The sequence below is a fragment of the Azospirillum baldaniorum genome, assembly GCF_003119195.2.
GTDB lineage: Bacteria > Pseudomonadota > Alphaproteobacteria > Azospirillales > Azospirillaceae > Azospirillum > Azospirillum baldaniorum.
The window spans coordinates 568905-592984 of the sequence record NZ_CP022262.1; the positions used below are offsets into that span (position 1 = coordinate 568905).

Annotated in this window: 17 protein-coding genes; 4 read left to right on the forward strand and 13 right to left on the reverse strand. The window is 70.3% G+C overall.

Annotated elements, in window-relative coordinates; all coding sequences use genetic code 11:
* Positions 1–16 precede the first annotated feature (16 nt).
* The 4 genes from Sp245p_RS33960 to Sp245p_RS33975 form a co-directional block, all read right to left on the reverse strand.
* The gene (locus tag Sp245p_RS33960) at positions 17–817 is read right to left on the reverse strand and encodes an ABC transporter permease (protein ID WP_014199844.1); all 801 of its coding nucleotides are present in this window, start codon (positions 815–817) and stop codon (positions 17–19) included.
* Positions 817–1671 (reverse strand): ABC transporter permease, encoded by an 855-nt coding sequence (locus Sp245p_RS33965; RefSeq protein ID WP_014199845.1) that lies wholly within the window; start codon positions 1669–1671, stop codon positions 817–819. Before Sp245p_RS33965 ends, Sp245p_RS33960 begins: the two co-directional genes overlap by 1 nt.
* Entirely contained in the window at positions 1668–2729 is a 1062-nt protein-coding gene (locus tag Sp245p_RS33970; RefSeq protein WP_041814319.1) for an ABC transporter ATP-binding protein, read from the reverse strand. Before Sp245p_RS33970 ends, Sp245p_RS33965 begins: the two co-directional genes overlap by 4 nt.
* A gap of 184 nt (positions 2730–2913) precedes the next feature.
* Positions 2914–4035, reverse strand: coding sequence for an ABC transporter substrate-binding protein (locus tag Sp245p_RS33975; protein ID WP_014199847.1), 1122 nt, complete (start codon positions 4033–4035; stop codon positions 2914–2916).
* Positions 4036–4219: 184 nt separating this feature from the next.
* On the opposite strand from Sp245p_RS33975, the gene Sp245p_RS33980 reads away from it, so the two are divergent.
* Complete coding sequence (locus Sp245p_RS33980; RefSeq protein ID WP_041814323.1) at positions 4220–5146, forward strand: LysR family transcriptional regulator; 927 nt, start codon at positions 4220–4222, stop codon at positions 5144–5146.
* On the opposite strand, the gene cysE is transcribed toward Sp245p_RS33980, so the two are convergent.
* Positions 5143–6027: a serine O-acetyltransferase gene (gene cysE, locus Sp245p_RS33985; RefSeq protein ID WP_014199849.1), complete on the reverse strand. Its 885-nt coding sequence runs from the start codon at positions 6025–6027 to the stop codon at positions 5143–5145. The genes Sp245p_RS33980 and cysE overlap by 4 nt on opposite strands.
* Before the next feature lie 206 nt (positions 6028–6233).
* The gene (locus tag Sp245p_RS33990; protein WP_109139313.1) at positions 6234–6494 is read right to left on the reverse strand and encodes a hypothetical protein; all 261 of its coding nucleotides are present in this window, start codon (positions 6492–6494) and stop codon (positions 6234–6236) included.
* Between the two features lie 20 nt (positions 6495–6514).
* Here Sp245p_RS33990 and Sp245p_RS33995 point away from each other — a divergent pair, with 20 nt between their 5' ends.
* On the forward strand, positions 6515–7186 hold the full coding sequence (locus Sp245p_RS33995) for a transglycosylase domain-containing protein (RefSeq protein WP_165360031.1): 672 nt from the start codon (positions 6515–6517) through the stop codon (positions 7184–7186).
* Positions 7187–7387: 201 nt separating this feature from the next.
* On the opposite strand, the gene Sp245p_RS34000 is transcribed toward Sp245p_RS33995, so the two are convergent.
* Positions 7388–7990, reverse strand: a complete 603-nt coding sequence (locus Sp245p_RS34000) for an RNA polymerase sigma factor (protein WP_338084179.1) — start codon at positions 7988–7990, stop codon at positions 7388–7390.
* A 183-nt stretch (positions 7991–8173) separates the two neighbouring features.
* On the opposite strand from Sp245p_RS34000, the gene Sp245p_RS34005 reads away from it, so the two are divergent.
* Together Sp245p_RS34005 and Sp245p_RS34010 are read left to right on the forward strand one after the other, a co-directional pair.
* Entirely contained in the window at positions 8174–9181 is a 1008-nt protein-coding gene (locus Sp245p_RS34005) for a FecR family protein (protein WP_014199852.1), read from the forward strand.
* A gap of 127 nt (positions 9182–9308) precedes the next feature.
* Positions 9309–11609 carry a TonB-dependent receptor gene (locus Sp245p_RS34010; protein ID WP_014199853.1) on the forward strand — a complete coding sequence of 767 codons (2301 nt, stop codon included), beginning with the start codon at positions 9309–9311 and terminating at the stop codon, positions 11607–11609.
* Here Sp245p_RS34010 and Sp245p_RS34015 read toward each other — a convergent pair.
* The 6 genes from Sp245p_RS34015 to Sp245p_RS34040 form a co-directional block, all read right to left on the reverse strand.
* Complete coding sequence (locus Sp245p_RS34015; RefSeq protein WP_129557301.1) at positions 11561–13111, reverse strand: tetratricopeptide repeat protein; 1551 nt, start codon at positions 13109–13111, stop codon at positions 11561–11563. The two genes, Sp245p_RS34010 and Sp245p_RS34015, sit on opposite strands and share 49 nt — an antisense overlap.
* Positions 13112–13211: 100 nt before the next feature.
* Positions 13212–15596, reverse strand: coding sequence for a sensor histidine kinase (locus Sp245p_RS34020; RefSeq protein ID WP_129557302.1), 2385 nt, complete (start codon positions 15594–15596; stop codon positions 13212–13214).
* Positions 15597–15766: 170 nt separating this feature from the next.
* Complete coding sequence (locus Sp245p_RS34025) at positions 15767–17605, reverse strand: PTS fructose-like transporter subunit IIB (RefSeq protein ID WP_014199857.1); 1839 nt, start codon at positions 17603–17605, stop codon at positions 15767–15769.
* Positions 17606–17630: 25 nt separating this feature from the next.
* Entirely contained in the window at positions 17631–18602 is a 972-nt protein-coding gene (gene pfkB, locus Sp245p_RS34030; RefSeq protein ID WP_041814327.1) for a 1-phosphofructokinase, read from the reverse strand.
* A complete protein-coding gene (gene ptsP, locus Sp245p_RS34035; protein ID WP_109139316.1) occupies positions 18599–21106 on the reverse strand; it encodes a phosphoenolpyruvate--protein phosphotransferase in 2508 nt (835 codons plus the stop codon). Before ptsP ends, pfkB begins: the two co-directional genes overlap by 4 nt.
* A gap of 66 nt (positions 21107–21172) precedes the next feature.
* Positions 21173–24064, reverse strand: coding sequence for a PAS domain S-box protein (locus tag Sp245p_RS34040; protein ID WP_158310468.1), 2892 nt, complete (start codon positions 24062–24064; stop codon positions 21173–21175).
* Between the last annotated feature and the right edge of the window lie 16 nt (positions 24065–24080).

Here is a 24080-nt window from a genome sequence, read left to right on the forward strand (position 1 = left end):
GAAAAAGGAAAGAAGGTTAGTCGTTCTTGGCCCAGGCGCCGAGCAGGCGGGGCAGGTCGCCGAACCACGCGATCAGCCCGAAGACCACCGCCGTCAGCGACACGAACAGCACCGTCACGGCGGCCATGGTCGGGGTGTAGCCGTAGCGGAGCGCGTTGAAGATCTTGATGGGCAGCGTTTCCAGCGTGAAGCCGACCACCATGTAGGCCACGATGTACTCGTTCAGCGACAGCACGAAGGCGAAGGCGAAGCCGGAGATCACGTAGGGCCGCACCAGCGGCATCACCACCGTGCGCAGCACCGTCCGGTCGTCCGCCCCCATGGTCGCCGCCGCCTCCACGTAGGAGCGGTCCACCGCGCCGAAGCCCAGCGACAGCGTGACCAGCGGCAGTGTCACGAAGAACACCGCGTGGCTGACCACCACCGTCCAGGGCGATCCGTACTCGCCGACCGCCGCCCAGAAGCTGAGGAAGCCCAGCGCGGTGATGACCGGCGGCAGGATGAAGGGCGTCATGCCCAGCACCTCGAACGCCCGCGCCCAGGGCGCGCGCCAGCGCCACAGGAACCAGGCCAGCGGGAAGGCGATCAGCACCGCCAGCGCCGCCGACAGGGTGGCGACGACGAGGCTGGTGATCAGCGCGCCGCGCCAGCCGGGATCGGTGAAGACCTCTGCGTACCAGGCGAGCGAGAAGCCCTGCGGCGGGAAGGTCAGCGCCTTCTTCTCGTTCACAGAGACGCCGGCCACCACCAGGATGGGGGCGGCCAGGACCAGGGCGATCAGGCCGGCGGCCAGGGAATTCAGCGTGCGCATCAGCATCAGGCCGTCTCCTCCCGCCGCCCGGCGAGCAGCGCCAGCCCGACGAGGGCGAGGCTGACCAGCACCAGGAAGACGGCCATGGCCGCCGCGAAGGGCATGTTGGACTGGTAGATCGCCTGATCGGTGATGAGCACCGACAGCGTCCAATGCTGGGGCCGTCCCAGAAGCTGCGGCAGCAGGTAGGAGCCGAGCGCGAAGACGAACACCATGATCGTGGTCGCCACGATGGTGTTGCGCAGCCCCGGCACCACCACCGTGAAGAAGGCGCGCAGCGGCGAGGAGCCGAGCGTGCGCGCCGCCTCCTCCAGATAGGGGTCGAGGCGGGCAAGGGCGGGGTAGAGCACCAGCACCGTGTAGGGGAAGGCCTGATAGACCAGCCCGGCCAGCAGCGCGCCGAAGCTCGGGCTGAGCGATTGCGGTTCGGCCATCAGGCCCAGCGCGACGAACAGGTTGGTGATGCCCGCGGTGCGCGACAGCAGGGTGGACCAGGCGAAGCCGATGATGACTTCCGACAGCGACAGGATCGACAGCAGGAAGACCAGCCAGCGGATCTGCGCCCCGCGCGGCAGTTTGACCAGCCGATAGGTGAAGGGGAAGGCGATGCCCACCGACAGCGCCGCGACCAGCGCCGCCAGCCCCAGCGAGAAGGACATCACCCCGCCGAAGAAGGTGGTCAGGAAGCGCTCGTAGTTGGCGAAGACGAGGTCCGGCTCGTAGAAGCCGCCGGGCACGCGCCGGAAGACGCTGACCGCGATCATCAGGCTGAAGGGGATGACGAAGAAGACGACCAGCATCAGCGCCGGGAAGAGGATCGGCGCGTGCTCGGCCAAGCCACGGGGCGCGCGGCGGATCATTGCGGGCGCTCCGCCATCGGCGGCAGCACGACGCAGGCCGCCGGGGGGAACTCCACCGACAGGGCGCCGCCGGGGGCGACCGGCGGGCGCTCCTGCGGTCGCGACAGCGCGACGATCTCCCGCCCGGCCACGTCGATGCGGAACTCCACGCTGGCGCCGAGGTCGCGCATGAAGGACAGCGTGCCGGTCAGCCGGTTCGGCCCGTCCGTCCCGGCGGGGTGGACGACCACGTCCTCCGGGCGGACGGACAGCAGGACGCGGCCGGTCGGCGGCAGGTCCGGCAGGTGCAGGGTGCCGCCGGGCACGGCGGCGGTGCCTGGGGCGGCGACCTCGCCCTCCAGCAGGTTGGTCATGCCGATGAAGTCGGCGACGAAGGCGTCGGCGGGCTGGCGGTAGACCTCCATCGGCGGGGCCGCCTGATGGATGCGGCCCTGCGACATCACCACCACGAGGTCGGCCATGGTCATCGCCTCCCGCTGGTCGTGGGTGACGACGATGGTGGTGATGCCCAGCCGCTGCTGAAGCTGCTTCAGCTCGATCTGCATGGCCTCGCGCAGCTTGGCGTCGAGCGCCGACAGCGGCTCGTCGAGCAGGAACAGCTTGGGCGACAGCGCCAGCGCGCGGGCGATGGCGACGCGCTGCCGCTGCCCGCCCGACAGCTTGGAGACCGGCCGGTCGGCGACGCCGGGCAGGCGCACCAGCTCCAGCAGCTCGTCGGCGCGCTTGCGCTGCTCGGCCTTCGTGGCGCCGCGGATGCGCAGGGGGTAGGCGATGTTCTCCCCCGCCGTCAGGTGCGGGAAGAGGGCCAGCGACTGGAACACCATCCCGAACTCCCGCGTGTGGGCGGGGGCCGTGGTGATGTCGCGCCCGTCGATGACCAGCCGTCCGCCGGAGGGGTCCTCCAGCCCGGCGATCATGCGCAGCAGCGTCGTCTTCCCGCAGCCGGACGGGCCGAGCAGGCAGACGAATTGCCCGTGCGGGATGCGCAGCGACGCGCCGTGCACCGCGGTCACGGGACCGTATCGTTTGGTGAGACCGTCGAGGACAAGAGCTGACATGGGATGGCTTTGTTCTGATGGAGGGAGTGATTCCCCTCTCCCGTCCCGGGAGAGGGTGCCCGCGAAAGCGGGCGGGTGAGGGTCGTCCGAGAATCGAGGGGCTGATTCTTGGCGGCACCCTCACCCTCCCGCCGCGGTGCGGCGGGCCCCCTCCCTCTCCCGAGACGAGAGAGGGGTTAGGCACTCACCCGACGATCATTTCCGTCCACTTCTGGTTCAGCCAGTCGGACTTGCTCGTGTACAGGTCGTAGCGCGGGATGATCGGCGCGATGTCGGAGGACACGGCGGCGAACTCCTGGTCGGTCAGGTCGGTCAGCTTGCGGTCGATGGTCGGGGCGGTGCCGACCTTGCGCGACAGCAGGGCCTGGATCGACGGCTGGCACATGTAGTCCACGAAGACATGCGCGAGGTCGCCGGCCTTGGAGGCGCGGGTGACCGCCCAGCTGCCGGAGTCGAGGATGCCGCCCTCCTTCGGGAAGGTCGAGCGCACCGGCTGCCCGTCCGCGGCGGCAAGGCCGGTCACATCGTGGTAATACTGGCCCATCGGAATCTCGCCGGATTTCAGCGAGGCCTCGAACTGCGCCTCGTCGCGGTACCAGAGCTTCACATTGGACTTCAGCTCCGCCAGCTTCTTGAAGCAGTCGAGCTGCCCCTGCTCGCTGTCCAGATGCTTGGTGCCGCCGAAGAAAGTGGCCGCCGTGACCTCCAGCAGGAAGCTGTTGCTGACCAGCGCCAGCAGGCCCAGCTTGTCCTTGTTCGCCGGGTCCCACAGCGCCGCCCAGCTGTCCGGGGCCTGCGGGTAGCTCTTGGTGTTGGTGACCAGCGTGATGTACCAGGACACCGCGCCGATGCCGCTGACCTTGCCGTCCGGGTATTTGTTGATGAGGTGCGGGACGACCTTGGCAGCGTTGGGGATCTTCGACAGGTCGAAGGGAGCCCACAGCTCCGCCGAGGCCCCCTTCAGCATCGCCACCTGCGACATCATCGAGACGTCGGCGGGCGCCTGACGGGCGCGGGCCGCCTGTTCGAGCTGGACCAGCCACGCTTCGCCGGTCGGCTCGGCAATGGCCTCCACCGCGATGCCGGTGGCCTTAGAGAATTCCGGGAAGATGTGCTTTTCGAAGGATTCCTTGAAGTAGCCGCCGTAGACGCCGACCTTCAGCGTCTTCGACTGGGCGCGGACGATGTTCGGAAAGCCGATGGCGGCCACCGTGGCCAGCGTGCCCGCTCCGGCCAGGACGGCGCGCCGGCTGATGCCGCCGGTCAAAGCGGCGTGAAGTCCCTGCTTACCCGTCGTCTCGTTCATGGATGCGACCTTTCCTTGCGGACGAGCTTATCTGTTCGTGAGGCCAGCATTGCGGCCTGCGATCATTAGACCCCCGGCGCCGTTGCCCGAAAATCAGAAAGTTTTGTACCTTACTTCGATCCAGGCCGAAGTATCGGGGGGCCGGACCCGGCGGGCGGGGCAGGGGAGGGCGGGCGTCGTGGCGATGATTCAGCTGGAAACCGTGGATCTGCGCCTGTTGCGGTTGTTCATGACCATCGTCGAGGCCGGCGGATTCAGTGCGGCGCAGAGCGAACTGAACCTGTCGCTGTCCACCATCTCAACCCATTTCGCAGATCTGGAGACGCGGTTGGGCCTGCGGCTGTGCCGGCGGGGACGGTCGGGATTCCAGCTCACCCCGGAAGGGCAGGCGGTCTATGACGAGGCGCGGCGCGTGTTCGACACGCTGGAGCGCTTCCGTGGGCGGGTGCGCGGCCTGCGCGAGCGGCTGACCGGCACGCTGGCTGTCGGGCTGGTGGACAACACGCTGACCGACCCGCGCGCCCCGCTGGAGCGTGTCTTCGCCCGCTTCACCGAGGCGGCGCCGGAGGTCTCGCTGATCATCAACGTGCGCCCGCCGAACGAGCTGCTGCGCGACGTCATCGGTGGGCAGTTGCAACTCGCCATCGCCAGCTTTCCGCGCATCGTGCCCAGCCTGTCCTACCAGGATCTCTACAACGAGACGATCCACTTCTGCGTGGCGGACGGGCACCCGCTGTTCACCCTGCCGGACGAGGCCATCGACCTGGACGAAATCCGCCGCTACCGGCTGGTCGCGCGCAGCTATTGGGGATCGCGCGACCTGAAGATCTTCGCCATATCAACGCCCAAGGCGACGGTCAGCGACATGGAGGGGGCGGCGCGGCTGATCCTGTCCGGCGCCTACGCCGGCTATCTGCCGGACCATTACGCCGCACCCTACGTCAAGGCCGGGCGGCTGCGGATTCTGCTGCCCAAGATCCTGTCCTATCAGGCCCCCTTCCAGGTGGCCTTCGACGCCAACCGCTCCAAAAGCCCGGTGGTGGACCTGTTCATCGCCCTGACCCGCGAGGAGATGACCGCGCCGGAGTTCCGGAGCGGCCAGGGCCGCTAGATGTGATACTCCGGCTCCGGCACCGTCTGGTCCATGGCGAGCGCCGGCACCGTGTCGCGGCACCAGCCGACGATCCGCGCCGGGACGCCGACGACGGTGGCGCAGGGCGGCACGTCCTTCAGCACCACGCTGCCGGCTCCGACCTTGGCGCGGCTGCCGATCTCGATGTTGCCGAGGATCTTGGCCCCGGCCGACAGCAGGACGCCGTCGCGCACCTTCGGGTGACGGTCGCCATGCTCCTTGCCGGTGCCGCCGAGCGTGACCTCCTGCAGGATCGAGACGTCGTTGCCGACCACCGCGGTCTCGCCGATCACCACGCCGGTGCCGTGGTCGATGAAGACGCCGCGTCCGACCGGGACCGCCGGGTGGATGTCCACCGCGAACACCTCCGACACCCGGCTCTGCAGGAAGTGGGCGAGGTCGCGCCGCTCGCGCCGCCACAGCCAGTGGCCGATGCGGTGCCATTCCAGCGCGTGGAAGCCCTTGTAGTAGAGGAAGGGCGTCAGGCAGTTGTCGGCCGCCGGGTCACGCGTGCAGATGGCCTGGAGGTCGGAGCAGGCCTCCTCGACGATGCAGGGCGCGTCGGCGACCGCCGAGCGCACGAGCATGGCGAGCTGGTCGGCGGAGATGTAGGAGTCGCCCAGCTTGCGCGCCAGCAGGCTGCCCAGCGCCGACGGGAAGTCATGGTGCAGCAGGATGGCGGTGTCGATGAAGGGGCGCAGCCAAGGCTCCTTGACGACGACGTTCTCCGCCTCGGCGCGCAGCATCGCCCACATGCCGTCGACGCCCTCCAGAAGGGGCGATTCCGGGCGGTCCAACCCCTTGAGGTTCTGGTCCTTGAGGCCCTGATCCTGAAAGCAGGGGGCGACGATGTGATTCATGGTAGGCTTGTCCTGATGTTCCCGACCGGTCCGGCCGTCGGTCCGGTCATGGGCCTTTCAACAGGCCGGACGAAAGCCTAGCACGCCGCTTTCCGGAAGGGGAGCCATGTTGCGGGAAATGAAGGGCCACCACGAATTTTTGCACATTTTCACGCTGTGAAAATTGCCTGCCCACCCAGACAACCCCATCCGCGCAGCGGGCGGGTTTACCAGATGATCATATCGTCGCCGGTGTAGGGGCTGGACCCGACCTGCATGTTCCTGGTGCCGAACGTCTCCTGCAAGGCGGCGGCGTTGCCGTTCACCGTGATCCTATGGGCGCTCCAGCCCTTTCCAGCGCGCGCTGCATGACGCTGGAAACCATCGCTTCGCTCGGCAATAATGCCGAAATCATGCTGCCCGCTGTGCCCGAATGACCAGCTCGGCCAGACCAGCGGGAAACCAAATGAATGCTTCGGCTCATACATCACGCCTTGGGAAACGACTCATGAGACGAATTTTCAAGCTCGCAAGTCTTCTTGTTGCTTTGCTTGTCGTCGCGGCCATTGCTTACGGCGGAAAAGGATACTGGGACGCTCTATCGGATGCTCCGCAATTGCGTCAGCGCGCAGACGATCTGATAGCTCAAGGTTTGGGAGGGGATTCGCTCGGCGCGGACCATCTGGCGATGTTGCTGAAAGTTGAAGACCCAAATTTCGTCGATCACGCCGGAGTGGATTTTTCGACCCCTGGCGCTGGAGCGACGACAATCACGCAATCGGCTTCCAAGCGCCTTGCTTTCGAAAAATTTCAACCGGGCGTTGGGAAGATACGACAAACCGGGTATGCGATGGGTCTGGAAAGCCGACTCTCCAAGGATCAGATTCTGGCCCTTTGGCTCGATACGCTGGAAATGGGTGAAGGTCCGGAAGGTTGGGTGACTGGCTTTCATAAGGCAAGTTCAGCAATCTATGGGCGGCCGCCGGCTGAGTTAAACAGCACGGAGTTTGCTCGATTGGTGGCCGTCCTCATCTCACCAGCAACCTTCAAGCTTCGTGACAATGATCCTGCGCTCGACGAGCGTGTCAGGCGGATCGAACGCTTGGCGGCAGGAGCGTGTGTTCCCAAAGGTCATGGTGACGTTTGGCTCGAAGGGTGCCGACAGCCTTCCGATAGCTGAGCGGCCCCAGCAGTTTCATCCTGCGGGCAACGGCGCGCAGCGCAAGCCTAACTCGTTTATTTTCCATAAGACACCTTATGGGATTTCCACGATGATTTAAACGGACAAGCATCATGCATACACCCACACTCGGATCCGTGCATTTGCTTACCGTGCTCCGGGGTTCGGCCCACCCTTTCCGGTTGGGAGCGTGTTCCGCGGCTAGAGCGTCCCGCCGGGCCGGGCAGCGGTGGATTCGGGGCGGTCGCGGCGCGCCATGGTGTCCACGAAATGACCCATCGCCAGTTTCATGTCGTTGAAGACCGTGCCCTGCGACACACCCAGATGGGCGGCGATCTGGGGATAGGACAGGCCTTCGACCCGGTTCAGAAGCCACACCTGCCGGGCCCGCGCCGGTAGACGGTCCAGGGCGTCCATGAAGCACGACAGCCGCTCGCGGTGCAGCAGGCGTTCTTCCGCCGAAGGGGTTTCCGATGCGATGCCCAGCGCCTCGACAGTGTCCGCCGGGCCGGCCTCGAACCGCTCCTGGGTCCGGCAGCGCCGGAGATGGTCCAGCGCGAGGTTATGGACCGTCCGGTGGAGGAAAGCCCCGATGTTGTCGATGGGTCCCCTCTCCACCGCCTTGCAGGCGCGCAGATAACTTTCCTGCAGCAGATCCTCGGCAACCTGAAGATCACGCACAATCTTCATCGCGCACCCGAACAACGAGCGGCGGTGATCGAGATAGATCGCAATCAGGCTTGCGGACATGATAGCCCTGTCGGTACGGCGGCGGAAAGGACACCACCGCGGTCGGTGCGACATCGGCGGCCTTGCAACATCGAGATTGATAATGATTCTCAATTTCAGATGTCAAGCCGGTTGGACGGGCGCGAGGACGATCACCATCTGCGGGCCATGGCCCGCGGTTTGCGAATTGTGACCCGCCGAGCGATGAAACGTCTCAACTGTACGTGAGTCCGGTCAAGGAAGAGTGGAAGACCAAGCGTGGAGCAGGACAAGGCAGACGGCGGACAGGATGCCGGGGCCTACCGGCATGCGGACCCGATCACGGACGAGGCGCTCACCTGGTTCGTGACGCTTCTCGACGCGCCCGTGGACCCGCACACCCGAGCCGCCTATCAGGCATGGCGGAACCGCGACCCGCGCCACGCGGCGGCGTTCGACCGCCTGTCGTCGCTTGGGAGCATGCCCGAACTGCAGGCGGCGACGCTCGCCCATCACCCGCAGACCGCCTCTTCGCCGCCGGCCACCCGGTCCGCGACGCGGCGGCGGTCCGGGCGGTTCGGATGGCGGGCCTCGCTGGCCGCCGCGCTGCTGCTGGCCATCGGCGTCCATCTCCAGCCCACATTGGCGCTCCGCCTGACCGCCGACCACCGCACCGCCGCCGGGGAGCGGCGGGAGATCGCCCTGCCCGACCGGTCCCTGCTGATCCTCGACACCGACTCCGCGGTCGCGCTCGATTTCGCCGAGGGCCGGCGCCACGTCCGGCTGCTGCGCGGGCAGGCTTACTTCGACGTGGTCAGCGACCCCGCCCACCCTTTCCGCGTCACCGCCGGCTTCAGCGAGGTGGAGGTGACCGGCACCGCCTTCACCGTGCGGTCGGACGGCGGGCAGGACGCCGTCTTCCTGGAGCGCGGACGGGTGTCGGTCAGCCGGCGGGAACCGCCGGGCCGGACGGTGACCCTCGTTCCGGGTGACCGGGTGACGGCCACGGTGGACGGCCTGTCGGCGCCCGCCCGGCCGGACCCGGCGGTTGCGCTTGCCTGGAAGGATGGGCGCTACGTGTTCCACGACCAGCCCTTCGCCGCGATCGTCGACACCATCCGGCGCTACCATGGCGCACCGATCGTCCTGATCGGCGACCGGCTGGCCGGCGCGCGGGTCAGCGGAAACTACCGGCTGGACGATCCCATTACGGCGATCCGCTCGCTGGCCGACGTCGTGGGCGCCCGCGTGACCGAGCTTCCTGCCGGAATCATCCTGCTTCGATAGGCTTTGTCCTTCTTTCGGGATTTTTTTGTGAGACGCCATACCCCCGTGCGTCTGCCGAAAAGAGGGGGCACGGTTCATACACCGGTAATCACGCCCCCGCCACCAGCGCAGACGGGAGTTGTGAGGAATGGAAGGCCGGACGGTTTCGACAGGCAAGTTCTTGGTGTGCGCGCGGGGAACCGCCGCCCGGCATCTGATCCTGGCCCTGATGACGACCACCGCGCTCGGCGGCGTCCTGGCCCTCCCCTCCCCGTCCCTGGCCCAGCAGGCCGCTCCCGCCCCTGGCGCCGCGCAGACGATGGCCTTCGCGCTGCCGGCGCAGTCCCTGCCCGCGGCGCTCGACGCCTTCGCGCGCCAGACCGGCTGGCAGATCGGCTATTCCGCCGATCTGGCCGCCGGGCGCAGCTCCCGCCCGGTGTCGGGCAGCATGACGCCCGCCCAGGCGCTCGACACGCTGCTGTCCGGGACGGGCGTCGGCTACCGCACGACCGGCACCGGCTCCGCGACGCTGGTTCCGGCCCCGACCGGCGACGTCACCATGCTGGCGCCGGTGTCGGTCACCGCCTCGACCAGCGCCGGCAGCGGAAGCGGCAACATCACCATCACCAGGGAGGATCTGGAGCGCAAGAATCCCAGCGACCTCCGCGACGTCTTCTCCGGTGAGCCGACGATCCGCGTGGGCAGTTCCGTGCCGATGTCGCAGAAGGTCTATGTGAACGGCGTCGAGGAAACCAATCTGGCCGTCACCATCGACGGCAGCCGCCAGAACAACAAGGTCTTCCACCACAACGGCACCACGCTGATCGACCCGGCGCTGCTGAAGGTGGCGCGGGTGGACGCCGGCGTCGCCCCCGCCGATGCCGGGCCGGGCGCGCTCGCCGGCTCCATCGCCTACGAGACCAAGGACGCCAGCGACTTTCTGGCGAGTGACGGCGTCGGCGCCTTCGGCAAGACCACCTTCAACACGAACGGCTCCGGCCTGACCACCAACCTCGCCGGCTTCGGGCGCCACCAGGGGCTGGAGGCGCTGGGCACCGTGACCTACGGCAAGGGCGGCAAATACACCGCGGGCAACGGGCGCAAGGTGGACGGCACCGAGACGGACGTGGTCAGCGGTCTCGGCAAGGCGGCGGTGCAGACGGAGAGCGGCCACCGCTTCCAGGCCAGCTACGAGCGGGTCTACGACGACGCGCCGCGGCCCTTCCGCGCGAACATCGGGTCGCTGGCCGGCCGCCCGGCCTGGGAGCCGCGCGTGCGGGACTACTCGCTCGACCGTCAGAATATGGTCTTCACCTACACCGACGCCCTGCCGACGGAGCTGTGGAACCCCAAGCTGGTGCTCGCCTATGGCCGCACCGACGTGGAGACGCCGATCTTCACCCGCCCGGTCGGCAGCAGCACCGTGCCGGGGAGCTACCCCGGCAAGGGGGCGACCAGCTCCTTCAACGGCAAGCTGGAGAACACCTTCGGCTTCCGGATCGGCACCGTCACGACGGGCACCGACTTCTACGTGGACCGCGCCAACTACCGGGACCGGACGATGACCGCGACCGAGCGGGCGCGCAACAACGGCCTGTACGGTCAGGCCCGGCTGGAGCCGATGGAGCGTCTGCGCCTGTCCTTCGGCCTGCGCGGCGACCGCCAGACCTTCGAGGGGACGACCGGGCGGGAGTGGACCAACCACGGCCTCAGCCACAACCTCTCTGGCGAGTTCGACCTGCTGCCCCGCTACCTGACCGCCAAGGCCGGCGTGTCCCGCGGCTGGGGCGGCGTCCAGCTGGCCGAGAACTACATCATGAACCCGGCCTGGAACTACGGCGCCGGCCCGCGCCCGGTGACGGCCTACAACAGCACCGCCGGGCTGGAGGCCCGCTACGAGGGCTTCACCGCGGAAGGCCGGATCTTCCGCACCAAGCTGGACGACGCCCGCGCCGCGCGCTTCGCCGCCACGAGCGCCACCCTTGCCCGCGACGTGCGGTCGGAAGGCTATGAGCTGGGCCTCGGCTACGCCTGGACGAACGGCTTCATCCGCGCCAAATACGCCGACATCGACGTGAAGATCGACGGGCTGCCCGCGGATTCCGACACCGGCACCTACCTCGCCACGCCGATCGGGCAGGTCTTCACCGTCGGCGGCGCCCACACCGTGCAGTCCTGGAACCTGACCTTCGGCGCCGATGTGGAGTTCGTGCTCGACTACGACAAGGTCCAGGCCGGGCAGCGGCCGCTGAAGGGCTATCAGACGGCCAACCTGTTCGTGGAGCACCGGCTGCCGGAGCACGCCAACCTGGCGCTGCGCCTCGACGTCCGCAATCTCTTCGACGAGACCTACGCCGACCGCGCCACCTACGGGCAGGAGTTCGGCACCGTCACCCCGCTCTACCAGCCGGGCCGGGCCTTCCTGCTGAGCGCCTCGGCGCAGTTCTGATCCCACGCCGCGGCGGCGGCGGCAAGGTCATGGCCCAGGCGGGCCATGACCGGCCCCCAGTCGCCGGGCGAGTCCTGCCGGTAGAGGCGCATCGTCGGGTACCACGGGCTGTCGTCGCGCCCGCGGAACCAGCGCCAGCAGGCGTCGGAGCGCGACAGCATCCACACCGGGCGTCCGATGGCAGCGGCGAGGTGAGCGACCGACGTGTCCACGGTGATGACGAGGTCGAGATGCGCCGCGATGGCCGCGGTGTCGGCGAAGTCGGTCACGCCCGCCATGGGGTCGGTCAGCAGGCCCGCCGCGACAGCCGTCCGCGCCTGCTCCGCCGCGTCCCCGACCTGGAGGCTGACCGCCGCGATCCCCGGCACCGACAGAAGCGGTTCCATCAACGCGAAGGGCACGCTGCGGCGGCGGTCCATCGCGTGGGAGGTGGGGTCGTGGCGCCGCGGGTTGCCCGACCAGACGAATCCCGCGCGCAACGGGCGCTTTCCGGCGGGGTCTCCGGTCTGGTTCCAGCCGAGCCGCTCCGCCCAGGCGGCCGCCAGATCGGGGGGCGGCGCGATGTAGGGCTCGCCGGAGGGTATCCCGTCGATGCGCGTGCCGAAGGCGAAGGGCAGGCTCATCAGCGGGCAGCACAGGTCGAAAGCCGGCAGCGCCGCCGCGTCGTCGTAGGTGGCCAGACGGTCGATGCCCCGCACCGAGGCCAGCAGGCGGCGCAGCTCCGGCTGGACGATCAGCAGCACCCGCGCGCCGCGGTCGGCCAGCAGCGGCGCGTAGCGGACGAATTGCAGGGTGTCGCCCAGGCCCTGCTCGTAATAGAGGAGGATGGTCTTGTCGGCGATGTCCTCGCCCCGCCACACCGGCTTGCCGGACACCGCCGCGGATTGGCCGGTATAGTCCCAGCGCCGTTCGTAAAGCGCCAGACCCTCTTCGAAATCGCCGAGCGCCAGCTTCAGCACCGCCAGCTCGCAGACCGGGTGCGGATGGTCCGGGCGCAGGGCCTTGGCCGCCTCCAGCGCCGCTTCCGCCTCGTCGAACCGGCCCGCGTCGCGCAACGCGATGCCCAGATTCAAAAGCGTCTCGAAATGCGCCGGGTCGAGGGCGGCGGCGCGTCCCAGCCAAGGCACGGCCTCGCCGATCCGGCCATCGGCGGCCAGGGCCGAGCCGAGATTGCCCGGAACGCCGCGCGCCGACGGCTCCAGCGCCAGGGCGCGGGCGAAATGACGGATGGCATCATCGTAGCGACCGGCGGCCTTCAGCGCCGCGCCCAGATTCCCGAGGAAATCGGTGTTCAGCCCGTCCCGCGCCACCGCGGCGCCGATCAGCGCGACGGCTTCGGCGGGACGGCCCCGCTGCCCGGCGACGATGCCCAGCAGATGCGCGGCGTGGGCCTGCTCCGGATCGGCGTCCAGGATGCGCTGGTAGATGACTGCCGCCTCGTCCAGCCGCCCGGCCTGATGGTGGTCGATGGCGACCGCGTAGGCTTCCTCGATCGTCGCCATGCCCCCGCACCCCGCGCTGCAATCGTCAAACGGGAAATCGTCGAACGGACCCGCCTTGCAGTAAACCGGAACCGGCGCGGCGCGCAAGCGTCCGACGGCGTCACGCGTCCTCCTTCTCCGGCGTGGCGGAAGGCAGGCGGATGACGAAGCGCGCCCCGCCCGCCTCCGCCTCTCCCTCCTCCAAACCGATGGTGCCGCCGAGCTGGCTGACGGTGTTGTGCACGATGTGCAGGCCGAGCCCGGCGTGGCCCCGGTCGCGGCGCGTGGTGAAGAAGGGATCGAAGATGCGCGGCCGCAGCGCCACCGGGATGCCCCGCCCATCGTCGGCGACGGCCAGTTCCACGACGTCCGCCGCGGCCCGGCGGGCTACGACCGTCACCGTGCCGCTCCGCCCTTCTCCCTCCTGCCCATCCGCCCCCTCCCCGTCCGCGAAGCCGTGGTTGACCGCGTTCAGCAGCAGGTGCGAGACGATCTGCGCGATGGCCTGTGGATAGCCGTCCATCATCAGACCCGGCGGGCAGTCCACGACGACCCGGTGTGCCGCCGGCTCCCAGAAAGGTCCCAGCGCCTCGACCGCCTGCATCAGGCAGAGGCGCAGGTCGAAGCGCCGGCGCGTCTCGCCCGCCGGATCCACCGCCAGCTCCTTGAAGCGCTGGACCAGTTCCGCCGCGCGGACGGTGTTGTTGACCAGCAACTCGGACACGTCGCCCAGGTCGGTCAGGAAGCGTTCCAGCTCGCGGCGGCGCAATTGGCCGGAATCGAGAAGGCGCTTCATCTTCGGCACCTTCTCGCGGACCAGGGTTGAGGTGGTGAGCGTGATGCCGAGCGGCGTGTTGATCTCGTGCGCCACCCCGGCCACCACCTGCCCCAGAGCGGCCAGCTTCTCCGCCTGCACCAGATGGGCCTGGGTCCGCCGCAACTCCGCCAGGGTGGAGTCCGCCTGCTCCTTGGCCCGGCGCATCTCGTCCTCGCGGCGGTTGATCTCGGCGGCGAAATGATGGACGGCGCGGGCCATGTCGCCCAGCTCGTCCCGCCGCTCCAGGTCGGTCACCTGCCCGTCGCGCGGATCGCGGGCCAGCCGCCGTGTGGCGCCCTGAAGACGGCGCAGGGGCCGCGTGATGCCGCCGGCCACCAGAAGCGCCGCCCCGGCGGCGAACAGCAGGCCGATGGTCGCTCCGATGAGCAGGGTGGAGCGCAGCAGGCCGGCGCTGCGCACCGCGCTGTCCTGGAACAGGTCATTCAGACGGCGGGCGGTGTTCATCACCGCGGCGGCGTCCATGTCCATCGCGGCGATGGCCCCGTTCTGGCGGGCCAGCCCGTCGGTGGCGCGCTCCAGCCCGTCGCGCCAGGCGGTGATGGCGGCCAGCATCCCGTCCTGGATCAGCGGGGAAATGGGCAGCCCGGCCACCCGGTCGCGCAGCCGCCCGCTGTCGGTGGCGACATCGCGCAGTCCGCGCGTGTCGCGCCGTTCCAGCGCTCTCAGGGTCCGTCCGCTGAGCGACAGGGCGGTCATGGCGACCGTCTGGGTTTCCTGTTCCATGGCGTGGGCCGACACCGTGCGGCGCAGAAGCTCCGCCACCTCGGCCTGGACGGCGCCATGGCCGGTGCCGGTGATGTCCAGCATCCGTTGGGCGACAGCGTCATAGCGTGGCGCCAGTTGCGGCAGCGTCCACCGGTCCAGCCGCTCGGCGCGCAACCGCGTCAGTTCGGCGAAGGCCACCTCATAGGCGTCGCTGGCGGCGGCGGGTGCGCCGTCCTGCCCCATCCCCTCGCCCGCCCGGGCCAGCGACGCGGCAAGGCGGTCCGCGCTGAGCTCCAACCGGTCCAGCGACGGGGACAAGGGATCAAGCCGCGGCTGCGCTTCGGGCGGTGGAGCGGCGTCCGAGTCGGTGGTGGCCGCCGCGTCCTTCGCAGCCAGCCGGGCGCGCAGCACCGCTTCCCGCAGGTCGTGCAGACCGTCCACCACGGCACGGCTGTCCAGCAACCGCCGGTCGACCTCGGCCAGGGAGGCGACGAGCGTGGCGTTGCCGGCGTGCTGCCGCTGGCGCGCCTGTTCGGCCAGGGCGAGCAGGCGGGCTTCCTGTTCCGCCATGCCGCGGGCGCGGGCGTCGCCGAAGGCGATGGCATCCACCAGCTCCTCCAGCCGGGCGGTGTGGCGGTCCGACGCGCGGCGGGCGGTGTCGACCGCGTCGGCCTGCGCGCCCTGGTCCGCCAAGCCGCCCAGCGCCTCCAGCGCCTCCCGCGCGCCGTGGGTGGCGCGGCGGAACGTGATCTCGTGGGGCAGGCGGCCTTCGGGTGCGGAATGGATGAAGTCGTTGCGGGCCGCGGTGGCGGCGATCATCTCGCGGTAGACGGTGCCGGCCAGGACCGCGGCCTCGCGCGAACGGCCGGCGCGCTCCAGCAGAATCCAGGCGGACACCGCGATCAGCGCCGCGATGACCACCGGGATTCCACCCACCGTCGCTATGCGATACGAGATCCTCATCACGCTCCGCCGGCTGCCGTTCCTCCAGGGGACTGCGGAACAGGCCGGCGGCGGAACATCGCAAAGCTAGCGATAGCACTCTGGAGTTGTCGAGTTCTTTCAATTTTGGCGAAAATTAAAACTAATTTGCGGTATAGCCGACAATCAGCGGGTGCGGTCGTCCCGGCCTTTCAGCGTCCAGCCCCGCTGGGCGCGGGGCTGGACGAGGTCGGGGCCGCCGTGTCGAGTGCCGGCGCCGCGGCCGGGTCGGCCTCGACACGGCGCTTCAGGATCATCAGGCCGAGCGTCGTGACGATGGTCCCGGCGACGATGGCCAGGACATAGGGGCCGAGCGGCGCCACCGCGTTGGGGATCGCCAGCACGAAAACACCGCCGTGCGGCGCCCGCAGGCCGCAGCCGAACCACATCGACAGGGCGCCGGCCACCGCCGACCCGGCCATGGCCGCGGGGATGACGCGCAGCGGGTCCTTGGCGGCGAAGGGAATCGCCCCTTCCGTGATGAAGGCGAGACCGAGCACGCCGGCGGCCTTGCCCGCCTCGCGTTCCTGCATCGTGAAGCGGCTGGGCACGACCATGGTGGCGAGCGCCAGCCCGAGCGGCGGCGTCATGCCCGCCGCCATCACCGCGGCCATCGGCGTGTAGGTGTTGGAGGCCAGAAGCCCGACGGCGAAGGTGTAGGCCGCCTTGTTGACCGGCCCGCCCATGTCCAGCGCCATCATGGCGCCGAGCAGCGCGCCCAGCGCCACCGCGTTGGCTCCGGTCATGCTCTGCAGGAAGGCGGTCAGCCCGTTCATGATCGCGGCGACCGGCGTGCCGATGACGTAGACCATCAGCAGACCGACCGCCAGCGTGCCCAGGAGCGGGATGATCAGCACCGGCTTCAGCCCCTCCAGATTCTGCGGCAGCCGGATGGTGTCGCGCAGCCAGCGGGCGATGTAGCCGGCCAGGAATCCCGCCACGATGCCGCCCAGGAAGCCGGCCCCGATCTTGGCCGCCAGCATCCCGCCGATGAAGCCGGGGGCGAGGCCGGGCCGGTCGGCGATGGAATAGGCGATGTAGCCCGCCAGCACCGGCACCATCAGCCCGAAGGCGGCCTCCCCGCCGATCTGCATCAGCGCCGCCGGCAGGGTTCCCGGCTCCTTGAAGGCCTCGATGCCGAAGACGAAGGACAGGGCGATGAGCAGACCGCCGGCCACCACGAAGGGCAGCATGAAGGACACGCCGGTCAGCAGATGCTTGTAGGGGCCGGACTGCGCCTCCTTCTGCCGCGCCTTGGCACCCGACACCGCGTCGGCGTAGGCGGGCGCGGCGGCATTCCCCGTCGCGGCGGGGACCGGCAGGGCGAGCGCCTCGTCGATCACGCGGGCGGGCTGTTTCAGCGCCTCCCCCACCGAGGTCTTGAGCAGGCGCTTGCCGGCGAAGCGGTCGGTGGCGACGTGGGTGTCGGCGCCGATGATGACGGCCTCGGCCTCGGCGATCTCCTCCTCCGTCAGCGCATTCTTCGCGCCGACCGAGCCCTGGGTCTCGACCTTGATGCGGTAGCCCTTGGCCTGGGCGGCCTGCTTCAGAGCCTCCGCCGCCATGAAGGTGTGGGCGATGCCGGTCGGGCAGGCGGTGATGGCGACCAGCAGGCCGGGACTGCGCACCACGGTGGGAGCCGGTTTCGCGGCTGGCGGCGCAGGGGCGGCTTCGGGCTGCGCGCCGGGAACATCGGCCAGGGCGTTGCCAACCACCGATTTGGTGTCGCGGATCGCCGCGGCGGTCGTGGTGCGCAGGATTGGCTTGCCGGCGAAGCGGGAATCGTCCACGGCGATGTCGGTGGCCAGGATCACCGCGTCGGCCGCCGCGATGTCGGCGGTGGAGAGCGGCGTCTGCACACCGTTCGACCCCTGGGTCTCCACCGCGATGGCGTGGCCCATCAGCGCGGCGGTGCGGCGCAGCGCCTCGGCCGCCATGACGGTGTGGGCGATCCCCGTCGGGCAGGCGGTCACAGCCACGAGCTTTGCCATCGCGATCCCTCCGGCGCTGAATGCCTTACAATTCCTCCACCCGAACGGCCCGCATCAGCTCGGCGAGGCGCTCCGGCGGCGGCAACTCGGGGCCGAGGCGGGACAGCGTGCCGGCGGCGAAGGCGGTGCCGCGCCGCGCGCAGTCCTCCAACCCCATGCCCTCCAGCCGGGCGGCGACGACCCCGGCCACCATGGCGTCCCCGGCGCCGACCGTGCTGGCGACCTCCACGGGCGGCGGCATGGCGAGCAGGGCGCGGCCGCCCTCCACGAAGACGGCGCCCTCGGCGCCCAGCGACACGACGACGAGCGCGATGCCGGATTCCGACAGCTCGCGGGCGGCGCGCACCACCTCGGCCCGATCCTTCAGCGGGCGGCCCAGCAGTTCGGCCAGCTCCGCCGCGTTCGGCTTCACCATGTCGGGGCGGGCGGCCACGGCGTGGCGCAGCGGCGGGCCGCTGGCGTCCACCACGACGAAGGCGCCGCGCCGGTGCAGGGCGGTGACCATTTCGGTGTAGGCGGTGTCCGGAACGCCCGCCGGGACGCTGCCCGACAGAACGAAGGTCCGGTTGGTGACGGCGAGATCGTCCACAACGGTCAGCAGCCCGCGCCAGCTTTCCGCCGGGACATGCAGGCCCGGCAGGTTGATGTCGGTGACGGAGTGGCCCTCGCGATCCACCAGCTTGATGTTCACCCGGCTGCGGCCGGCCAAGCGCAGGCAGCGGTCACGGATGCCGCGGCGGCGGAACAGCGCGTCGAACACGGCGGTGTTCTCTTCACCCAGAAAGCCGGTGGCGGTGACGGGTGTGGCGCCGCCCGCCAAGGACGCTCCGGCCAGGAAGGCGGCGACGTTGATGCCCTTGCCGCCGGCGGTCCGCGTCTCGGCGACCGCCCGGTTGACCGCTCCCGCGGCGAATCCCGGCACGTCGAGCGTCTGGTCGATGGCGGCGTTCAGCGTCACGGTGACGACGCCGGGGCGTGGAGTGGACGGTGCGCTCATGACACGCCTCCGGCGTCGGCGAAACGTTGACGGACCAGCGCCCGGACCTCGGCCGCGTCGGCGCAGTCCAGCGCCTCGCGGGCGGTGCGCTCGGCGTCGGCCATGGCGATGGCGCGCAGCCGCGCCTTGACGGAGGGAACGGCGGGAATGGCCACGCTCAGCTCGGCGACGCCCAGCCCGGACAGCAGCACCGCCCCGGCCGGGTCGCCGGCCACGCCGCCGCAGGCGCCGACCCAGATTCCGGCGCGGCGGGCGGCGTCCACCGTGCGCTCCACCATGCGCAGGACGGCGGGGTGCAGCCCGTCGGCCTGCGGGGCCAGGACCGGGTGCAGCCGGTCCATCGCCAGCACATACTGCGTCAGGTCGTTGGTGCCGATGGAGAAGAAGGACACCTCCCGCGCCAGCCGGTCGGCCATCATCACGGCGGACGGCACCTCGATCATGATGCCAAGCTCCACCGGCGGCACGTCCAGCTCCCGCCGCACCGCCTCGGTGATCGCCTTGGCGCGCTCCAGTTCCGCGGGGGCGGCGATCATCGGGTACATGATGCGCACCGGCCCCTCCACGGAGGCGCGCAGCATGGCGCGGAGCTGGGTGCGGAACAGGTCCTCCCGCTCGAAGCACAGGCGGATGCCGCGCACGCCGAGGAAGGGGTTGCCCTCCGCCGGCATGCGCAGATAGGGGACGTTCTTGTCGCCGCCGATGTCCAGCGTGCGCAGGATGATCGGCAGCCCGTTCATCGCCCGCACCATGGTCTGGTAGGCGGCGAACTGCTCCTCTTCGTCCGGCGGCAGGTCGCGCTGAAGGAACAGGAACTCCGTGCGCATCAGCCCGACGCCCTCGCCGCCCGCTTCCACGGCCTGCACCGCCTCCGCCGGGTCGGAGATGTTGGCGGCGACCTCGACGCGCCGGCCGTCCGTGGTGATGGCCGGCTTGTAGCGGTCGAGCCGCTCGGCCTCGCGCCGCTCGCCCACCTTGATGCGGGCCTCGGCGGCGCGGCCGCGGTCGCGCTCGCTGGGGTCGGCGACCAGAACGCCGCCGTCGCCGTCGAGGATCGCCGCGCGCCCGTTCTCCAGGTCCAGCACCGACGGCCCGGCGGCGACGACCGCGGGGATGTCCAGCGAGCGCGCGATGATCGCCGTGTGGGAGGTGGCGCCGCCCCCCGCCGTGCACAGCCCCAGCACCTTGGCCGGGTCGAGTTTCGCCGTGTCGGACGGCTCCAGATCCTCGGCGAGCAGGATGACGGGATGGTCCGGCAGGGCCGCCACGCTCTCCGTCACTACGGCGAGCAGGCGCAGCACGCGGCGCCCGACGTCGCTGAGGTCGGCGGCCCGCCCGGCCAGCAGCGGGTCGGCGAGCTGGGCCAGCGTGCCGGCGCGCTCCTCGTAGACCGCGCGCCACGCCCAGCCGGCGCTCTTACCCTGACCGATCAGGGCATGCGCCTCGGCGACCATCTCAGGATCGTCGAGAAGCTCCTGGTGCGCCTTGAAGATGGCCGCCTTGGCCGCGCCGGCCTTCTTCCAGAACTCCTCGTGCAGGTTGCGCAGGTCGGCGGCGGCGGCGGCGAGCGCCTGATCGAGCCGGCGGTGCTGCGCCTCGGGATCGGGGGCGGTCTCGGCGACCGTCAGCTCCTCGCGCTGGAACTTCCAGACCGGGCCGGTGGAGACGCCGGGGGAGGCGGAGATGCCGGCGATCACCCGTCCGTCATAATCGAGGTCGGCCGGGACGGCCCGCGGCGCCGGCTCCTCCGCGGGCGTCGTCGTGGAGACAGGCTCGTCCAGCCCCGCCTCGAAGGCGGCGCGGATGGCCTGGAGCGCCGCCGCCGCGTCCTCGCCCGAGGCGGTGACGGTCAACGGCTGACCGCCCGAAGCGCCGAGCCGCAGCAGGGAAATCAGGCTCTTGGCGTTGGCCGTGGTACGGCCGTGCCGGACGGCGATCTCCGCGCGGAAGCGCTTGGCGACCTCGACCAGCGCCGTCGCCGGGCGGGCGTGCAGCCCGTGGGGCGACGGGGCGGTGACCGCTATGGAGCCCCCATCGATGGGAAGCGTGACCGGCTCACTCGCGGGCGCGGCGGGTGCCTCGCCGTTCAGAACGGCCATGATGGCGCGCGGGTCGCCCGTGCTGCCCAGCCGCGCGGCCTCCGCGGGATCGCCTAAAACGCCGGTCAGCCGTTGCAGCACGGCGATGTGCTCGTCCGACTTGGCGGCGATGCCGACGACCAGCCGCGCCGGTTCCCCGCCGCCCCAATCGACGCCCTGCGGAAACTGGACCACCACCACGCCGGTCCGCCGCACCAGATCGCGCGCCTCGGGAAGCCCGTGGGGGATGGCGATGCCGCTGCCGAGATAGGTGCCGGACACCGCCTCGCGGCCCAGCATGCTGTCAATGTAGCCGGGGTCGATCAGGCCGCTGTCGACCATCGCCCGCCCGGCGATGCGGATGGCCTCCGTCTTGTCCGGCGCGGAGAGCCCAAGGCGCACCTGCGATTCGGAGACCTGAAGCATCGCCCGTCCTCCCCCGCGCGGAGTCCGTGCGCGGGGCCGGACTCGTCCTTGGAGGAGAGTAACGCATCAGTCGCAGTGACGTTCCGGGACAGATTCGCGCAGGGCGCCGCCGCCACTGCCACCACGCGTGTGGGCCAGCATGCCGGTGACGCGGGCAACCAGCGCCGTCGTCTCGAAGGGCTTCTGGAGCACCTCGCAGCCCGGCTCCAGGATGCCGGTGCCGAGCGTCGCGTCGTAGGCGTAGCCGGTCATGAACAGCACGCCCAGCTCGGGCCGCCGCTCATGCACCGCCTCGGCCAGCTGCCGCCCGTTCATGCCGGGAAGCCCGACGTCGGTCACCACCAGATCGGCGCGCAGCCCACCGTCCAGCAGCTCCAGCGCCTCCGTCCCGTCCGACGCCTCGACCACGTCCAGACCGGCGTCCTCCAGCGCCTGAACCGCGACCATGCGGACCAGCGCCTCGTCCTCGACCAGCAGCACGGTTCCGGCGGTGTTGTCCACCGCACCGTCCACCGCACCGTCGGCGACGGGCGCCGCGGTAGTCCCCGGCGGAAGGCTGGTGCCCTCCTCCCCGTCGCAGCGCGGCAGATAGAGGCGCACGGCGGTGCCCCGACCGGCCTCGCTGTCGATGCGCACCAGCCCGTGCGACTGGCTGACGAAGCCATAGACCTGCGACAGCCCCAGCCCGGTTCCCTGCCCGATCGGCTTGGTGGTGAAGAAGGGGTCGAAGGCGCGCTTGATGATGTCCGGCGGCATGCCCATGCCGGTGTCGGCGACGGTCAGGACCACATAATCGCCGGGCGCCGCGCCGGAGGCGTCGCCCGCCACGTCGGACGCCGTCAGATGGGCGTTGGCGGCGGTGATGGTGATGCGCCCGCCGTCCGGCATGGCGTCGCGCGCGTTCACCACCAGATTCAGCAGGGCGATCTCCAGCTGGTTGGAATCGCACCAGGCCGCCCAGGCGTCCGGCGGGCAGTCGGTCGCGATGGACACCTGCTCGCCCACCGTGCGGCGCAGCAGGTCCTCCATCCCCTGGACCAGCACGCAGGGCTCCGTCGCGTCGGGGCGCAGCGGCTGCCGCCGGGCGAAGGCGAGAAGGCGCTGCGTCAGACCGGCGGCGCGGGTCGCCCCGACCTTGGCGTGGCTGGCGTAGTCGCGCAGGTCCGCCCGCTCCGCCGTGTCCAACCGGGACAGCAGCAGGTCCAGATTGCCGGAGATCGCCGTCAGCAGGTTGTTGAAGTCGTGGGCGATGCCGCCGGTGAGCTGGCCCAGCGCGTCCATCTTCTGGGAGTGGCGCAGGGCCTCCTCCGCCCGCTCGCGCTCCGCCTCGGCGCGCAGGCGGGCGGAGACGTCGACCACCGCGGCCATGGTGCGCAGAAAGGCGCCCCATCCGTCCCGCTCGACCCGGGCGGACACCAGAACGTCGGCGACCTCCCCCGACCGCTTGACCAGCCGGTAGGGCATGTCCTGGAACGCGCCGAGCCGCAGCAGCTCCGGCCAGTGGTGCTCCCGGTGCTCCCGCACGACGTCCGGCGGCATGAACTCCGTGATGTTGCGGCCGAGCACCTGGCCCCGGCTCTCATAGCCCATGAACTCCAGCCAGCGGTCGCTGACGCTCAGCAGCCGCCCCTCGGCGTCCAGGGAGTGCAGCGGCACCGGGGTCTTGGCGTAGAGCGCGCTGAGGTCGGCCTGGGCGCGCTGCCGCTCCGCCACCTCGCCCAGCAGCCGGCGGTTGGCGGCCACCAGCTCCGCCGTGCGCTCGGCCACCTGCCGTTCCAGATCCTCGCGGGCGTCGGCCTGGGCAGCGCGGGCCTTCACCGCGTCGTCGATGTCGGTGCAGGTGCCGAACCAGCGGGTGATCCGACCGTCGCCGTCGCGCAGCGGCACCGCCCGCCCGAGGAACCAGCGGTACCGGCCCCCGGCCTCGCGCAGCCGGTACTCGACCTCGTAGAAATCGCCCGACCGCACCGCGGCGGTCCACAGGGCGGCGGTCCGCGCCCGGTCGTCGGGATGGACCACCTCCATCCAGGCGGTGCCGGTCATCGCCTCCGGCCGGGTGCCGGTGTAGGCGAACCAATGCAGGTTGTAGTAGTCGGGGAGACCGTCCGGCGGGGCCGACCAGACGAGTTGCGGCATGCTTTCCGCGATGGCGCGGAACTTGGCCTCGCTGTCGCGCAACGCGATTTCCGAGGCGCGGCGGTCGGTGATGTCGCGCACCACCACCGAATAGGCCGCCGGCGCGCCCGCGGCGTCGCGCGCCACGGTCAGCACGGTGGAGCCGAAGAAGCGCCGTCCGTCGCGCGCCGCGTGGATCCATTCGACCTCGCAGCGCTCCTTCTCCGCCACCCCGGCCAGCAGGCCGCGGATGTTTTCCGCGCAGCGCTCCTCCGGCGCGAAGAGCAGGGACAGCGGGTGCCCCAGCGCCTCCTCCTCCGTGTGCCCGAAAAGACGGCGGCTGCCCTCGTTCCACGAGGTGATGCGACCTTCCAGGTCCAGCGTGACGATGGCGTAGTCGCGGATGTCGTCGATGGCCTGCCGCAGCCGGCGCAGATTCTCCTCGGCCAGCCGCCGCTCGGCCAGGGTGCGCGCCTCCAGGATCGCCCGCTCCACCGCGGTGGGCAGATGGGCCAGCCGCTGCTTCAGCACATAGTCGCGGGCGCCCAACTTCAGCGCCGACACCGCCGTCTCTTCCCCCATCCGCCCGGACAGGAACAGGAACGGGGTTTCCGGGACGCGGGCCTTGGCGATGCCCAGCGCCTCCAGCCCGTCGAAATCGGGCAGGGAGAAGTCGGCCAGGATCAGGTCGAAGCGCCGCCCGTCCAGCGCCGCCTCGAAGGCCGCACGGGTGTCCACGCGGGTCACGTCACAGGAAATTCCCGCCTTCCGCAGGCGCGCGCAAGCCAGCTCGCAGTCCAGCGGGCTGTCTTCCAGATGCAGGATGGTCACGGCAGCGGGCATTCCGACGGGCATTCCT

Coding starts and splice junctions, on each gene's coding strand:
- ptsP (WP_109139316.1), bottom strand. CDS start 21,106: ATGCTTCAGGTCTCCGAATCGCAGGTGCGCCTTGGGCTCTCCGCGCCG.
- Sp245p_RS34040 (WP_158310468.1), bottom strand. CDS start 24,064: ATGCCCGCTGCCGTGACCATCCTGCATCTGGAAGACAGCCCGCTGGAC.
- pfkB (WP_041814327.1), bottom strand. CDS start 18,602: ATGAGCGCACCGTCCACTCCACGCCCCGGCGTCGTCACCGTGACGCTG.
- Sp245p_RS34000 (WP_338084179.1), bottom strand. CDS start 7,990: ATGTCGCACCGACCGCGGTGGTGTCCTTTCCGCCGCCGTACCGACAGG.
- Sp245p_RS34015 (WP_129557301.1), bottom strand. CDS start 13,111: ATGGCGACGATCGAGGAAGCCTACGCGGTCGCCATCGACCACCATCAG.
- Sp245p_RS34025 (WP_014199857.1), bottom strand. CDS start 17,605: ATGGCAAAGCTCGTGGCTGTGACCGCCTGCCCGACGGGGATCGCCCAC.
- cysE (WP_014199849.1), bottom strand. CDS start 6,027: ATGAATCACATCGTCGCCCCCTGCTTTCAGGATCAGGGCCTCAAGGAC.
- Sp245p_RS33965 (WP_014199845.1), bottom strand. CDS start 1,671: ATGATCCGCCGCGCGCCCCGTGGCTTGGCCGAGCACGCGCCGATCCTC.
- Sp245p_RS33995 (WP_165360031.1), top strand. CDS start 6,515: ATGAGACGAATTTTCAAGCTCGCAAGTCTTCTTGTTGCTTTGCTTGTC.
- Sp245p_RS33990 (WP_109139313.1), bottom strand. CDS start 6,494: ATGTATGAGCCGAAGCATTCATTTGGTTTCCCGCTGGTCTGGCCGAGC.
- Sp245p_RS34010 (WP_014199853.1), top strand. CDS start 9,309: ATGGAAGGCCGGACGGTTTCGACAGGCAAGTTCTTGGTGTGCGCGCGG.
- Sp245p_RS34020 (WP_129557302.1), bottom strand. CDS start 15,596: ATGAGGATCTCGTATCGCATAGCGACGGTGGGTGGAATCCCGGTGGTC.
- Sp245p_RS33975 (WP_014199847.1), bottom strand. CDS start 4,035: ATGAACGAGACGACGGGTAAGCAGGGACTTCACGCCGCTTTGACCGGC.
- Sp245p_RS33960 (WP_014199844.1), bottom strand. CDS start 817: ATGCTGATGCGCACGCTGAATTCCCTGGCCGCCGGCCTGATCGCCCTG.
- Sp245p_RS33970 (WP_041814319.1), bottom strand. CDS start 2,729: ATGTCAGCTCTTGTCCTCGACGGTCTCACCAAACGATACGGTCCCGTG.
- Sp245p_RS33980 (WP_041814323.1), top strand. CDS start 4,220: ATGATTCAGCTGGAAACCGTGGATCTGCGCCTGTTGCGGTTGTTCATG.